Here is a 15,683-nt window from a genome sequence, read left to right as displayed (position 1 = left end):
CATGGTTGTAATAATAATTCTACTCTTATATAGAATTAACCCTGTTATATAGTTATTTATAAAAATAAATTGATTTATTAGATATTTTATATAGGAGTGATTATCTTTACTTATTTGTTAAAGTGTCTAAATAGAGTAAGTGATCATTAGCACATCATATATTGATTATAAATCTTATAATGATCTAAAATAGTCATTTAACTTTAGAAGGGGATATCTAATAGAAAAATATATTTTTAAACTTTAATTTATCAAATTTGATGATTTAAGTTGAACTTATTTATATTGGTTAAAAGGAAGGATAAAATATTTTTCTGTATAAATACATTATGTAAATAATGAAGTATCTTTCCAGAGTAGTTTGTATATTTTATTAAATTTTTGGGAGTGATAACTATGGTAGTAGAAAAAGGATATTTAGCATTAGTATTACATGCACATTTACCATTTGTGCGACATCCAGAGCATGAGGATTTTATGGAAGAAAACTGGCTTTATGAGGCTATTACAGAGACATATATACCATTGATTAATCATTTTGAGGAATTACATCGTGATGGAGTAGAGTATAGACTTACTATGTCTTTAACTCCACCGTTAATTTCTATGTTAGCAGATCCATTATTGCAAGATCGTTATGTTAGACATATTGATAAATCGATTGAACTGGCTCACAAAGAGGTAGAGCGTACTAAAGATAATCCTGACTTTAATAAAACAGCTAGATTTTATTTAGAGAGATTTGAGAAGGCTAGAGAGACCTTTGTACATAGATATAATAAAAATTTAGTTAATGCTTTTAAGAGATTTCAGGATCTAGGTTATTTGGAGATTATCACCTGTGGTGCTACTCATGGATACTTACCATTGATGCAACAGTATCCTGAAGCAGTAAGAGCGCAGATTGAAGTAGCAGTAGAGACTCATAAAAAGCATTTAGGAAGAGAACCAAGAGGAATTTGGTTGCCAGAATGTGCTTATTATCCAGGTGTAGATAAGATCTTAAGAGAATTTAGGATTAGATTTTTTATTGTAGATACTCATGGGATACTACATGCTACACCTCGTCCTAAATATGGTGTCTTTTCTCCTATCTATACTCGTTCAGGAGTTGCTGCTTTTGCTCGAGATCAAGAATCCTCTCGTCAAGTTTGGAGTTCTAAGACAGGTTATCCAGGAGACTACAATTATAGAGAATTTTATCGTGATATTGGATTTGAATTACCTTTAGATTATATTGGACCATATATTCATCCTGATGGAATTAGAATGGATACAGGAATCAAATACCATAAGATTACTGGATCAGAGTGTGGGTTAGATGCTAAGCAGCCATATGATCCATATGTAGCAAGGGATAAAGCTGCTGAACATGCAGGTAACTTTTTATTTAATAGAGCTAAGCAAATTGAATATTTGGATGGATTAATTGATAGAAAACCTATTGTGTTATCACCATACGATGCAGAATTATTTGGACATTGGTGGTATGAAGGACCAGATTTTATTAATTTCTTAATTAGAAAGGCTTATTATGACCAGGATGTAGTTAAGATGATATCTCCAATCGATTATTTAGAAGAATATCCAAGTAATCAAGTCTGTCAACCACCAATGTGTAGTTGGGGTGCCAAAGGATATAATGATGTCTGGTTAGATGATAGTAATGATTGGATTTATCGCCATCTGCATCATGCAGCAGAGAAGATGATTGAGTTGGCAACAGAGATTTATCATCCTGATGATTTAACAAGAAGAGCATTAAATCAAGCTGCTAGAGAGTTGTTACTGGCTCAAAGTAGTGACTGGGCATTTATTATGATGACTGGAACTACTGTTGAATATGCTGTTAATAGAACAAAAGCCCATATTAGTAGATTCTTAGACTTATATAATCAAATAAAATCGGGTAATATAAATGAAAGTTTCTTAGGTGAGATAGAATGGAAAGACAATATATTCCCAGATATAGATTATAAAATCTATAGTAAAAGACATCAGCCTAAAATAGAAGGTAAAGGTGAAGATATAGCAATACCTAGTTAGCCTAATAAATTTAATAAGTAAAGTAAATAAATAGCTAGAGGTGGTATAGATGCAATTCTATGGTAGTTTATCAGTTAAACCAGAATTACCAGCACAGATTGAAGGTTTAAAACGTATCTCTAAAAATTTATGGTGGTCTTGGAATCCAGAGGTAGAAGATTTATTTAAGAAAATTGATTTTAAATTATGGGAAGAGGTTAATAGAAATCCTATTAAGTTTATCTCTAAAGTAAGTTATAAAACTCTACAGCAGGTTGCTGAGGATGATAATTTCTTAACAGAGTATAATAAAGTCATAGAATCCTTTGATAATTATTTAAATCGTCAAGATACTTGGTTTAACAGAAACTTTGATCAATTAGCAGAAGGAAGAGTAATTGCTTATTTTTCTGCTGAATTTGGTTTTCATGAATCCCTACCAATTTATTCGGGTGGTTTAGGGGTTCTTGCTGGAGATCATTGCAAATCTGCCAGTGATTTAGGATTACCTTTTGTTGGAGTTGGAATACTTTATCGTAATGGATACTTTCAACAAAGAATCAATAATGAAGGATGGCAGAAGGCGGTTTATCCAGAGTTAGATTTTGATTTACTAGCAGTAAATCCAGTTAAAGATGAGTCTGATGAGGATTTAATCCTTTCTGTTAAATTGGAGCAGAGAGATGTATACTTTAAAGTCTGGGAAGTAAAGGTTGGAAGAATTACTGTTTACTTATTAGATACTGACTTAGAATCTAATAATGAAGGTGATAGAAAGCTGACTTCAAGGTTATATGGTGGAGGTTCTGAAACTAGAATCTCCCAAGAGATTCTTTTAGGTGTCGGGGGGACTAGAGCTTTATATAAGATGGGGTATAAGCCAGCAGTTTGGCATATGAATGAAGGTCACTCTGTTTATTTAGGTTTAGAAAGAATTAGAAATCTGATTAAAGATAATGATATGGACTTCTATCAAGCTATGGAGAAGGTTGCTTCTAATACTATCTTTACTACCCATACCCCTGTTCCTGCAGGTAATGAGGTCTTCTCTTTTGCGTTAAAGGATAAGTATTTCTCTAACTACTGGCAGGAAGTGGGGTTGAGTAGAGAAGAGTTCATGAAATTAGGAATGATTCATGATTATGATGAAGGATTTGGATTGACTGTATTAGCTTTACGATTATCTCGTTTTCATAATGGAGTTAGTACCTTACATGGTGATGTATCTAGTAAGATGTGGAAGGATTTATGGCCCTCTGTGCCTGTCGATGAGAATCCAATTACTTATATTACCAATGGAATTCATACTTTGACTTGGTTAGCTCCAGAGTTGAAGGAGCTATTTGATAATTATCTTCCAACAAATTGGCGGGATAGGATTGAAGATAAGCAAGTATGGGCAAAGGTTAAGGAGATTCCTAATCAGGAGTTTTGGCAGGTTCATAGAGCCTTAAAGTCTAAGATGATAGACTTTGTTCGCCAGAAGGATTTAGCTAGAAAAAAGAGATATAGTGGTTTAGCTGAACTGGATGAAAGTCTATTAGATAAAGATACCTTAACTATTGGGTTTGCTCGCAGATTTGCAACTTATAAGCGGGCAACTTTAATCTTAAAAGATTTAAGAAGACTAAAAGAGATCTGTAATAACCATGGAAAAGAGGTCCAATTTGTATTTGCAGGCAAGGCCCATCCAGCTGATATTCCTGGTCAAGAGTTGATTAAAGAGTTACACAATATCTCTGAAAGTGAAGAATTTAAAGGAAAGTTTATTATTTTAGAAAACTATGATATGAACTTAGCCAGATACTTAGTCCAAGGCGTAGATGTTTGGTTAAACAATCCAAGAAGACCATTAGAGGCTAGTGGAACCAGTGGACAGAAGGTAGCTGTTAATGGTGGATTGAACTTTAGCATTTTAGATGGATGGTGGTGTGAAGGTTATAATGGTAAAAATGGTTGGGCTATTGGTTATAAGTCTGAGTATAGTAATCGTGAAGAGCAGGATTTAATCGATAGTAAGTCCTTATATGATACTTTAGAAAAAGAGATTGTACCATTATATTATAATGTTGATGATAATGGAATTGCCCATGGGTGGATTGAGTATATGAAAGAGACTATAGTTAGCAATGCTCCTAAATATAATACTGACCGCATGGTACAAGAATATACTAATAGATTATATATGCCAGCTCTTAAACGAGGCATGAAATTTGAGGAAAATAAAGTAGCTATAGATTTAGCTAAATGGAAGTATACTCTAAAAAGCAATTGGGATAAGATAGAGATTAGTTCTATCAATCAAGGTGCCCAAGGTAAATTTAATATCACTGATGAATTTGAATTTACTGCACAAGTTAAATTAGGTGATTTGATACCTAAAGATGTAAGAGTAGAGGTCTATCTAGTTGATAAGCACAATCAAAGTTCTGTTAAGGTTATACCTATGGAGTTAAAACCTATAGGAGAAGAGAATAATTATACCTATAGTGCTAAGGTTAAATTTGAGGAGACTGGTGATTATAATTATACCTTTAGGGTCATCCCAAATCCAGATAAATTAGCTACTAAGCATGAGTTAGGTTTAATTAAATGGATTTAATTAAGAAAAGCGTTGGAGTTTTCCAACGCTTTTTCTATTTAGTAGAAAAATTTAGAATTCCATAACATGTTACTCATTAATCTTTATTTTTTAAAGAATTAGATATTGTAGTTATCTAGCGTTAGAATGAAATTTAATTAAAGTGGGCTTGGGAGTAAATAAAGAACTAACTTATGTAATTGATTATAAAAATAAAAGGAATATAATAATTATAGTTGAAGCTATTAAATAAGTTATAAGTCAAAGAAATAGTCTTAATGAGGTGTTTACTATGAATAGACGAGCATTATTTAAAGATATAGATAAAATTTATACTGTCTTATTGGCAGATTATCAAGAGGAATTTATAGCTAGATTAAGAAACCAAGAATTTAAGAATATTATTGATGAATATCAAAATTTAGATGATATTAAAACTAAGAAAGAGAGAATTAATTGGAATAATAATTTTTGCATAAAAACAACCTATCTCTCTATCATTAAATTATTAATTTTAAAGTCTATCCAAGCTAGAGGGTTGATTAAAGATTTAAATTTAATAGATTACTCTTTAAATACTATCTTTAAGGTAATCTTGGATAACTTTAATGAAGGTCTAAATTTAGATTCTAGATGGGAGTTATTGAGCAAAAATAAGCAGATAATTGATAATGTAGGTGGAATTTTAAATAATTATGATTTTAGGGAATTAAATACTAAGCTATTAGGGGAGGTATATCAACATTTAGTTTCGCAGACTTCTAAAAGGAAGACTGGACAAGTCTATACTCCAGATAGTATTATCTCTTTTATATTAAAAAATACTTTAGAGAACTATGATATTCTCAAAAATCCTTATCTAAAGGTACTGGACCCTTCTTGTGGAAGTGGTTACTTTTTGGTAGAGGCTTATGATATTTTATATGATAAATATACTAGTAATTTAGAGAAGTTAAAGGAGTTGTACCTTAAAGATGATTGGAGTCTAAATAAGATACATCAACATATTTTAGAGAATAATCTATATGGCATTGACTTAGATGGCTTTGCTGTACAACTGACTATCATCTCTTTATTATTTAAGGGAATTAATAATCCACTACCTATAAGGAGCTTAAATATTCAAACTGGAGATTTTTTAAGGTTAGAAGTTAAGGATGGATTTGATTTTATTATTGGAAATCCTCCTTATGTAGGTCATAAAGAGCTGGAAAGGGATTATAAACAATGGTTGAAGGATAATTATTTAGTTTATGCTGATAAAGCTGATCTCTCTTATTGTTTTTTAGAGAAGGGGGTAAAATCCCTTAGAAAGAATGGTGAACTAATGATGATAACTTCTCGCTATTTTTTAGAGTCGCCTGCAGGAGGGAGTTTAAGGAAGTACCTTCAAAAGAAGGTCAACCTTTTATTTATCCTAGATTTCTATGGCCTACAACTTTTTGAAAGTGCTATTGTAGATTCTATTATTATTAAATTATCTTCTCAAAATAAGAATGATGGTATGATAGAGGTTATCAGACTGAATAATAAAGCACAGAACTTTAAGGGTGAAGATGTAATTAAGAAAATAGATAGTAAACAGAAGCAAGATTATTATCAGAGTTTTATTATTAAGCAATCGGAATTAAATCCTGAAGGATGGAGGCTTTTATCAAAGAAAGAGCAGTCGATTTGTAATAAGGTTGAAGAAGAAGGAATGTATATCTTAGGTGATATTTGTGATAGTTTTCAAGGGATTATTACTGGATATGATAAGGCCTTTGTTGTATCAGAGGATAAGGTTAGAGAAGAACAGCTAGAAGGGAAGCTATTACGACCTTGGATTAAGAACCGCCATATTGATATGTATCTAGTAGAAGAAGGAAAAGAACATTTAATTTATAGTGATTTGATAAGTTCTGTTGGGGATTATCCAAATACTATAGCTTATTTAAGCCAATTTAAAGATAGGCTTAGCAATAGACGGGAATGTAAGAGAGGCTTAAAGCAATGGTATCAGTTGCAATGGGGTAGGAACCAAGAAATATTTAATAATAGGAAGATAGTTTATCCTTATAAGGCTTCTAAGAATCGTTTTGCTATTGATGATGGTGGAAATTATTGTAGCGCTGATGTCTATTTATTGATATTAAAAGAAGAGTTTAAAGATTTGTTAACCTTAGAGTTTTTGATAGGTCTGTTAAATTCTAAAGTATATAATTTTTATTTCAAGAGTTTTGCTAAGAAGATGAGCTATGAATTATACGACTATTATCCTAATACCGTCCTGCAGCTAAAGATAAAGATTGGTGAATATTTAGAAGTGATTGATTCTTTGGTAAGAGAGATTAGAGTTTTAAAGGAGGAGATTAAGTCTTTATCTTTCTTATCTTATTTAGAGGAAGATGATTATGATAGTAAAGAAGAGTTATATCAAGATTATATAGAGTTTAGTGAAAGGCTAGCTGTGAAAGAATCTGATTTGAGGGATTTGCAAGGAAGATTAGATTATCTTGTATATAATATCTATAATTTAAATTTAGAAGAGATAAAGATAATTTCTGATAAGTTAAGAGAAGGTGAATATGGAAGGCTAGAAGAGGAATATCTATTTAACTTAAAGAGTAAAGATTATAATCAATTAATTGATTATAGGCTTAATTTGGTAGATGCTTTGAGCAAAAGTGTAACAGAGGAAGATCTATTTAGATTACATTATCAGCAAGAGAAGAGTTTAGAAGATATTGCTCAACAAGTAGGTTGTGAATATCAAACTTTGGTTCTGTTAAGAAGAGAATATGCTAAGAAGAATCAGGCAGGTTATAGATATTATAGCCACAGGCTATTGAAAGGGAAGATTGGAGAATATATAGCACGGAAGGTTAAAGAATTATTAGATAAGGAGGGCTCCTACTTAAGTTTAGAGGAAATCTATCAAAGATTGATAGTTAATGAGAGTATATCTATTCTTTTAGACATGGTCCATCAAGATCAGGATAATAAGTTGATTCTTAAAGAGATAATCTTTGCTAGGAAATTTACATGGAATGAATATCTAAGGAGGAAGGAGAAGGGATTAGAATTAAATCTACCTTTTATCAATTATGAAGGATATATTTTTGGGTTAGCTTCATGGGATAGTGAACATTTAATTTATTTTGAAAAACATCAGTGACAGCTGATAAGTAATAGGTGACAAGTAATGAGTAAAAGACTTGTCACCTATTACTTAGTACTGCTTATTTATTACTTTTATCCTACATAAATAGAAGGAGGAGTTTCGATCCTATGGCGACCTATCTCATGACCACTAGCAGTGATAACACCTTCTACAGTCTCATCGGTAAATTGCCCAGTCTGTACTAGATCACTAATGTTGAATAAAGCAGTAGTTTCATCTCTATAGTGACTATTAATCTGTTCAGCTGGAACACCTGACCCACTAACTGGAGCACCTTCTTTATTGACTCCAAAGAAACGAAGATCCTGTTCAGAGAATTGAGAATCATTGAATTTAATCAGCAAATGCCCTGGAGAAATCTCTGTATTTGCTTTAATTTGAAAGTTTCTTGTACTTGTACTTTCATAGTTCTCTTCCACTTGGTTGACATCCCTCCTTGAATACTATCTATTTTATCTTTTATATTAGATATTTAGATGTAATAAAGAATAAAAGGAATTGAAGATAATTATAGCTTATCCTTTTACTATTATAGCCTAAATAAAAGTTAGATATACGGTATCTATAATAAATTTTCATTAAGATTCTTCTATAATTTAGAATAAATTATGATTGTAAAAATTACTATTTATAAAATTCAATTATTTGCTGATAATAATAGTAGAGAAATAAACCATAGACTATTAGATTGTGATTTTAGTTAAGGGGGAGAAACTATGCTTAATTTATTACTAAGGACAATTTTTGTATATTTTCTAACCCTAGGGGCCTTAAGGTTAATGGGAAAAAGAGAGGTTGGAGAATTAACCCCTTTTGACTTAGTAGTATCATTGATGATAGCAGAGTTAGGGGTAATTGTAATAGAACAGAGGAACACTAATTTAATTGATGCAGTTATCCCACTAGTTACGTTGGCTTCAATTGAATTGATAGTATCATACTTATCTTTAAAGAATAGTACTATTAGAAGGTTAATTAATGGAACACCTAGTATCTTAATTAGAAATGGTAAGATTGATGAGACAGAGATGAGAAAATCCCGTTATAGTATTCATGATCTTTTGATGCAGCTCCATGAGAATAGTATCTTTAATCCATCAGATGTAGAATTTGCTATTTTGGAGACCTCTGGAGATTTAACAGTAATACCTAAATCACAGCACAGGGGGCTAACCCCCAATGATTTAGGCATTGCAACTAAATATGAAGGGATTCCTACCTTATTAATTACTGATGGAGAGATTAATTATAATGGATTAGATAAGGTCAATTTAGATGAGGCTTGGTTATTAAAGGAGTTAAAAAAAAGAGGTATCGAGGACTTTAAGGATGTTATGTTAGCAGTTTTAGAAACCGATGGTGAACTATATACTTCTATTAAATAAGGATAGGTTGTAATATTTATTAAGTAATACTTATTATTTTCCAAAGGATAATGGATATAATTTATTTAAAATTGTGGGAAATTAATAATAGCATATAATTAAAGGAGGTAATATAATGGCTAAAAAACCTAAAGATAAAGTTTCTAAAGATTTATTAGAGCTTGAAAATAAGCAAGAAGCGGAGGTGTTTTCAAGAGAGGATACAGAAGAGATAAATCCTGATGATTTTGACTCACCAGAAGAGTTAGAGACGCTTAATAAAAATCAAGGAACTTTATCCCAAGTTAAAGATACTGAGGAGTTAAATCCTGATGACTTTGATTTAGAGGAAGAATTAGAGAAATCAAAAAAGAATCAACAAAAGTTATTCTAAAACGATGAGACTAAAGGGTCAGACCTTAATGATTTATAATTTTTTCTAAATAGATAAAAGCAAGAGCTAAAGCTCTTGCTTTTAAAATTTATTTTAAACTAAGAACAGAGGTGTTATCATGGCAAAGATTAAATGTAATGTAGAAAGTTGTGCCTATAATGCTAAAAAGATATGTAGTTTAGAAGAAATTTTAGTTACTTGTGATGATAATGGGGAATTTACTAGATATGCTGAAGGAACAAAATGTGCAAGTTTTGCAAGAGAGTAATTATTAGCTGGCATTCTGCCAGCTTTTTTAGCAGGAGTTTTACAATCTACAATGAAATAAATAATATAGGGAGAGATTAATATAAATAATTTGTAGTTCAGGAGTGATGAGTGTGTCTGCAGAAGATAGAAGAAGGATGCTCTTAAATAAATTAAAAAAAGAAAGTAGACCGATGATTGGATCTGATTTGGCAGATGTTTTTGGTGTAAGCCGCCAAGTAATTGTTCAAGACATAGCATTATTGAGGGCACAAGGTGAAGAGATATTAGCTACAGCAAGAGGATATATGGTGCCACAAGATAGTAATATGGTAGAAAAGACAGTAGCTTGTAAGCATAAACCTGAAGATATAGAAGAAGAGTTGTTGACCGTAATTAAATATGGAGGAAGAATAAGGGATGTAATTGTTGAACATCCTATTTATGGTGAAATCAAGGGAATGTTAATGGTACAAAACCGGAAAGATCTAGAGGATTTTCTAGAAAATTATAGAGGAGAAGATGTTAAACCTCTATCAACATTAACTGAAGGGGTGCACTTACATACTATTGAAGCCTTAAATCAAGAGGTATTGGAATTGATTGAAGATAAGTTAAGAGAGAAGGGGTTTTTATTAGAGAGTGAATATGAGATAGGAAGGAGTTGATAACAATTAGTATAAAAGAGGAAAAGACCATTCTTTTTTAATTACTATTTCTTATTTGATCTCTTTTCTATTAATTAGATTGATGGTATTAATTGCAGGCTCAGCAGAGAGTAAGTTTGCTCAGGTAGCTAAAGAGGGATTAAATCCTGATACTAAGTTCTATATAGGAAGGAACATAATGCTATTTGGTCATCACATCTACCAGTTTTACTTTGGGATACTCTTAATTGCTATTGCGGGATGGATTGCTATAGTTGGTTCATCAATCTTTAAGAGAAGGCATGCAGCAGTAATTTATGGGATGGGATTAGGCTTGTTTGTTCATGGATGAGATAGGACTACTATTGACTTGGGGAAATTACTATTGAGGATTAACCTATTTATTGAGTCTATTTTTAATAGGATTATTTTGAATATAATCTTCTTTCCTTATTTCTGGGCAGAGGTTAGAAAGAATCTTCTAGAATCAAATATAAGTTCAATTGTCTGGAATACTTTATTAAGTTATACTAATTTTATAGAAGTGGCTGATAAAGTGAGTGAAAAGACTGGAAAAACTGAACGGGCCAGTTATTTTTTTAATTCAAGGTGTATCCTCTTTAGTTAGTGCTTGGCAGAAGAGTGAGAATAAAGAATAAGGATTAGCCCTGGGGCTAATCCTTATTCTTTATTAAAATAGTTTACGTTATTAAAGGTTGAGGGTTAATGGGGATATTGCGACAGTTTTACTTTAAAAAAGCAAACAAACTTTTAATAAGTTTATTAAAACAATTACGGGAAAGCTTATCAGCTTTTTTCCCGTGTTACTTTTGTCATTGCCACGTTCAAACAATAATTCTTTTCACCTATAAAAACCTTAACTGTCAACACAAAAAGTGTCGCAATATCTCTATATTATATCAATTCTTTAAATTATAAGCTGCTGTTTGCCAATTGACTCAATTAATTTACAATAACTTCCTTTGAAATTCTATATTTCTATAGGTATAATGATATCTGTTCGTTGAAAGGTTATAAAAAATTAATTAAAGATGATAATGTAGTTGAATTTATAAAAAGAAAATAATCAGGAGGTGTAGTAAAATGAAAAAAAATATTGCTATAGTATTGGCTTTAGTGATGTTATTAATGGGTGTAGTGACATCAGTAGGTGAAGCGGTGACTTTAGGTAATAGATTATTATACTTTGGTGCTAGGGGTAATGATGTGAAGTCATTACAAAAGGAATTGGCTAAGGAAGGTTACTTTACAGTTGAAGCTACTGGCTATTTCGGTCCTATAACAGAGAAGGCTGTTATTGATTTCCAGAAGGACAATGGTATTAGAATCGATGGTATGGCTGGTTATGAGACTATTAATGAATTAAAGGATGAAAATAGTTATAAGAATACAGCTAATGTTAATAGAGCTTCTGGATATAGAATTAATGTAACTCAAGAAGAGTTAAACTTATTAACAAGAGCTGTTTATTCTGAAGCAAGAGGTGAAAGTTATGAAGGTCAGGTTGCTGTGGCAGCTGTTATTTTAAATAGAGTAGCAGACCCAAGATTCCCAAATACGATTAAAGGGGTTATCTTTGAACCTTGGGCCTTTACAGCTGTTCATGATGGTCAATTCTGGTTAACACCAGATCCAAAGGTGATGAATGCAGTTCATGATGCTCTAAAAGGATGGGATCCAACAGAAGGAGCAGTCTTCTACTATAATCCAGCTAAGGTAACATCTTATTGGATTTATACTAGAGAGATTATCACAAAAATTGGAAGACATTATTTTGCTAAATAATGAAGAGCAGACCTTTTAATAAGGTCTGTTTTTTTACATATCTAATGATTTTAATATAGATAGTAACTGCTAATAGGTATATTACGGTAGTAATGAGTAATAGGTGACAGGTTAAGTTATTTACTGGTTATTAGTTATCAATTGTCTTAATATCTTTCTATTGCATTAGTTCTTCTAGTAGTATGGGATATAGATTATTATTTATATCTGATAATAATTGGATTAATAAGTTGAAATTATAGAAAGAAACAATAGCTTAAAAAGAAGGAAAAAAATTTTTTTGAAAGAAGTAATGAAATAGTTAAAGAGCTATTATAAGGAGGTAGGGTATGGAAGGGAGCCACTTTGTTCCTATTAATGATTCAGTGGATACAACTATAGATGGGATTGAGAGCGATTTAGATATATTATCAGATATTGCTGAAGCTGAAAAGAAATATATTCATATTCAGGGTAGGATCTCTTATGGTGGTAAGAGTAAAGTACATGTATTATTTATTGTCATTATAGGTATACCAGATAGAAAGATGATAAACTTTGAAGCGATAGTTAGTAATAGAGATAATATATCCTATGTTTCACCTGATAATAAGGCTTTTTTAAGGTTACTCTCCAAGTCTTCTGAAGTAGAGAAGAAGAAAGGTAGAATGATTAGAGCCAAGCTCAAAGAGGAGTTGACAGAAATTGATATTGTAGAGTTTATTGAACTTTTTATGGCAGATGAAATTGAGGAGATTAATGATAGATTTAAAGCTCGCTTAGGAGATATAGTAAAGGAGCATGTAGAATTAGCTTTATTTATAGAGCTAAAGGATTATGAGGAGCTAAAGAAAAAATATCCCCAGTTGTTTTATGATGAGAATGAAGAGGAAGAAAAGGAAAATAAGAATGAGGGTGATGGTGAAATTATAATTGATTGCCTTCCTCAGATATCTGCTGTCCATGGGAAGAGGATAAGAGAATTACAAAAAAATGATATAATTTTAGTTAAGTTGGCAGAACTAGATTACCGTAATTTTTTTGAAAAATTCTCAGATTTGATTGTTGAAAATAATAAATTAAAGGTAAGGATAGAGGAAATTTATTTTGATGCTAAGAAGAAAGTGTATTATTTACTTTTAGATTTAGGAGAAGATATCAAAGGTAGGTTGATTATTGAATCGGAATCAGAGTTGAAATTAGCAGTACCAAAGGTTGAAGTTAAAGAAGCTATCACACAAGGGTTAGATAATTCTACTAATAGAGAAGGGTTAATCCTTTATAGTTTTGTTTTAATATCTATTTTGGCTATAGTAACTATTATCTTGTTTTATTATATTTAATGGTTGATTAAAAGTTAGTTATTAAAATGAAAAATATAGTCGTGTCCAAGAATCTTAATTTACTCTACTTGTTCTTTAATATATAGTTTAATCATAAACTTTAAAAAGATAGGAGGATTTATCCTCCTATCTTTTTATATAATTAAGGGTTATTGGTATAGACATTATAATTTTTAACTTTATTGCTCAGTAGTAGTTGTTGTATCAACAGTTACTTCTTCTAAGATGATATTCTTTGATAATGGTGTGACTTGTTCTGCAATTACATCAACAGTAATATTATTAGTCTGTTGATACATTACTTCACCGTTAGTGTTTAATACTTCATCAGGATTTCCATCTTGATCTAAATCTTCTCCAGTAACTACTTTAACTTTAATAGTATAAGTTCCTTCTTCAAGTCCTCTTAGTAAGAAAGAACCTGCTTCTTTAATCACTTCACCAGTATCTTCATCCACTATATCTTCAACAGTAGCTACTGTTGAAGCAACTTTTGTTCCACCATTCCAAGCCTCTACTAGAACATCATTTCCAGTAATAGCTTGACCAGTAGTATCTGCTACTCTTCCTTTGATACCACCTGAGATGACTTGGTCTATAATCTTAATAGCAGTAGGTCTTAGGATTATCTTACCACTATTTCCTGCACTATGCATAATCTTACTTACATCAGCATCTAATAATAATCTAGTAATTTTCCCATCTTCAATAGTAAAGTCATGATTAATCTTTAACCCAGTTTCAGTTCCAGATGGTATTTTGATAGGCTGGGTAGAGCCATCATTGAAGACTACATAAGATTTACCAGAATTTTTCCCTGTTTTTCCTTGCTCATCGGCAGCTACGATTAATCTAATTTGATTATAGTGTCCAACTGCTAACATTTCTTGCCCTAATAGTTCTTGATCAAAGCGCAAGGTTAATAAATCAAAGGTTGCTTCTCCACCATTGTCAGCAAAATCATTAATTATTTCCCAGATTTCTTGACCATCCTCTAAGCGGCTTACTTGTACTTCTGAAAGGGTTACATTTACTTCTGCTACATTATTGACAGGTGCATCAGCAAGGGATAAAGCTAATTCACCACTACCACTACTAAGGGGGCTATCTTCATCACTACAGCCTGTGATTGCTAAAGCTAATGATAATAATAAGATTAAAAGAAATGATTTCTTTTTTATCATATCTATCTCCTCCTTGATTTAATGAAGTTTGTTGTATAGTTAGATGACTTATTCTTAATTAGATTATAGAATACTGTGAGATAAATTAATGTAAGCAGTCATACTAAATATGACTTTAAAATTTTATCCTACTATAGATTTGTGAATCTAAAATGAAATTTATCCAAAATAGTATCTAAAACATATAACTTTTGTCTATAACTTAATCTAACTCTAAAATTTTTATAGAAACATTTATACTGGAAAATTTCAGTCTAAGTTCACGAGACTATATAGATTTGTGAATCTAAAATGAATTTTATCCAATATAGTATCTAGAACATATAACTTTTGTCTATAACTTAATATAATTATAAAACTTTTATAGAAATATTAATACTGGAAAATTTCAGTCTAAGTTCACGAGACTATATGTCTAAATAAGTACAAATTATATTAGCTTTTATACTAGCACAAGATGTTAATATATTAATTCTAGTTAATAGCTGATTATCTTCTTTGTAGTTATAGGTAATCTTCCTAAATAACACTATGATTAAAATTAGATGAACTTAAACCTTCCTTCTCTAAGAAATTGTCTGATTATTTTTAGAGGAACTTCTGTCTCTTGATGTATATCATTGATATTTGAGCCAGGATTATCCCAGAGATAATCTCTTATCTTTTGAAAATTATTTCTCTCTTCTTCTATACAGTCAGGACATAGATTTTGTCCATTATTAACAAAGATATGGTTGCATTTTTTGCAGTTTTTAAGTTTCATTTTAAGCCCCATAGTTATCACCCCTTTAAGAGAAGCAGATTTATAATTTTAATTATCTTTCAATAATATTATCCTATATTTTGGTGTTGATTAATGTAATGAGTCATACATAATAGAAAATTATTAGAGGATAAGGGTAATTGAGAATTTAATTGCAATCAAAAGTGGGATAATATAAAATAAGTAAC

Annotated in this window: 14 protein-coding genes; 11 read left to right on the top strand and 3 right to left on the bottom strand. The window is 31.1% G+C overall.

Annotated elements, in window-relative coordinates; genetic code table 11:
- Nucleotides 1-396: 396 nt before the first annotated feature.
- The 3 genes from U472_RS11625 (at nucleotide 397) to U472_RS11615 (ending at nucleotide 7,763) form a co-directional block, all read left to right on the top strand.
- Entirely contained in the window at nucleotides 397-2,046 is a 1,650-nt protein-coding gene (locus tag U472_RS11625; RefSeq protein WP_068718639.1) for a glycoside hydrolase family 57 protein, read from the top strand.
- A gap of 49 nt (nucleotides 2,047-2,095) precedes the next feature.
- Nucleotides 2,096-4,627, top strand: coding sequence for an alpha-glucan family phosphorylase (gene glgP, locus U472_RS11620; protein WP_068718637.1), 2,532 nt, complete (start codon nucleotides 2,096-2,098; stop codon nucleotides 4,625-4,627).
- 271 nt (nucleotides 4,628-4,898) lie between these two features.
- Nucleotides 4,899-7,763, top strand: coding sequence for an Eco57I restriction-modification methylase domain-containing protein (locus U472_RS11615; protein WP_068718635.1), 2,865 nt, complete (start codon nucleotides 4,899-4,901; stop codon nucleotides 7,761-7,763).
- A gap of 77 nt (nucleotides 7,764-7,840) precedes the next feature.
- Here the strand turns inward: U472_RS11615 and U472_RS11610 are convergent, their stop codons facing one another.
- Nucleotides 7,841-8,188, bottom strand: coding sequence for a hypothetical protein (locus U472_RS11610; protein WP_068718633.1), 348 nt, complete (start codon nucleotides 8,186-8,188; stop codon nucleotides 7,841-7,843).
- Between the two features lie 297 nt (nucleotides 8,189-8,485).
- Here U472_RS11610 and U472_RS11605 point away from each other — a divergent pair, with 297 nt between their 5' ends.
- The 8 genes from U472_RS11605 (at nucleotide 8,486) to U472_RS11575 (ending at nucleotide 13,548) form a co-directional block, all read left to right on the top strand.
- Nucleotides 8,486-9,154 carry a DUF421 domain-containing protein gene (locus tag U472_RS11605; protein ID WP_068718631.1) on the top strand — a complete coding sequence of 223 codons (669 nt, stop codon included), beginning with the start codon at nucleotides 8,486-8,488 and terminating at the stop codon, nucleotides 9,152-9,154.
- A gap of 115 nt (nucleotides 9,155-9,269) precedes the next feature.
- On the top strand, nucleotides 9,270-9,527 hold the full coding sequence (locus U472_RS11600; protein ID WP_068718629.1) for a hypothetical protein: 258 nt from the start codon (nucleotides 9,270-9,272) through the stop codon (nucleotides 9,525-9,527).
- A 118-nt stretch (nucleotides 9,528-9,645) separates the two neighbouring features.
- Nucleotides 9,646-9,795, top strand: a complete 150-nt coding sequence (locus U472_RS16345; RefSeq protein WP_083189893.1) for a DUF1540 domain-containing protein — start codon at nucleotides 9,646-9,648, stop codon at nucleotides 9,793-9,795.
- Between the two features lie 106 nt (nucleotides 9,796-9,901).
- Complete coding sequence (locus U472_RS11595; RefSeq protein WP_245684791.1) at nucleotides 9,902-10,441, top strand: transcription repressor NadR; 540 nt, start codon at nucleotides 9,902-9,904, stop codon at nucleotides 10,439-10,441.
- 82 nt (nucleotides 10,442-10,523) lie between these two features.
- A complete protein-coding gene (locus U472_RS17070) occupies nucleotides 10,524-10,772 on the top strand; it encodes a hypothetical protein (protein WP_218059071.1) in 249 nt (82 codons plus the stop codon).
- Between the two features lie 33 nt (nucleotides 10,773-10,805).
- Nucleotides 10,806-11,048 (top strand): hypothetical protein, encoded by a 243-nt coding sequence (locus tag U472_RS17065; RefSeq protein ID WP_068718624.1) that lies wholly within the window; start codon nucleotides 10,806-10,808, stop codon nucleotides 11,046-11,048.
- A 476-nt stretch (nucleotides 11,049-11,524) separates the two neighbouring features.
- Nucleotides 11,525-12,226: a spore cortex-lytic enzyme gene (gene sleB / locus U472_RS11580; protein ID WP_083189892.1), complete on the top strand. Its 702-nt coding sequence runs from the start codon at nucleotides 11,525-11,527 to the stop codon at nucleotides 12,224-12,226.
- A 329-nt stretch (nucleotides 12,227-12,555) separates the two neighbouring features.
- Nucleotides 12,556-13,548, top strand: a complete 993-nt coding sequence (locus U472_RS11575; protein WP_068718622.1) for a hypothetical protein — start codon at nucleotides 12,556-12,558, stop codon at nucleotides 13,546-13,548.
- A gap of 179 nt (nucleotides 13,549-13,727) precedes the next feature.
- Here the strand turns inward: U472_RS11575 and U472_RS11570 are convergent, their stop codons facing one another.
- Together U472_RS11570 and U472_RS11565 are read right to left on the bottom strand one after the other, a co-directional pair.
- Nucleotides 13,728-14,732: a DUF4382 domain-containing protein gene (locus U472_RS11570; RefSeq protein WP_068718620.1), complete on the bottom strand. Its 1,005-nt coding sequence runs from the start codon at nucleotides 14,730-14,732 to the stop codon at nucleotides 13,728-13,730.
- 541 nt (nucleotides 14,733-15,273) lie between these two features.
- Entirely contained in the window at nucleotides 15,274-15,507 is a 234-nt protein-coding gene (locus tag U472_RS11565; protein WP_083189891.1) for a hypothetical protein, read from the bottom strand.
- Nucleotides 15,508-15,683: the final 176 nt, after the last annotated feature.

It is taken from the genome of Orenia metallireducens (assembly GCF_001693735.1).
Classification (GTDB): domain Bacteria; phylum Bacillota; class Halanaerobiia; order Halobacteroidales; family Halobacteroidaceae; genus Orenia; species Orenia metallireducens.
The sequence above is the reverse complement of the archived record's forward strand: the minus strand, read 5'-3'. Positions and strand labels throughout refer to the sequence as shown.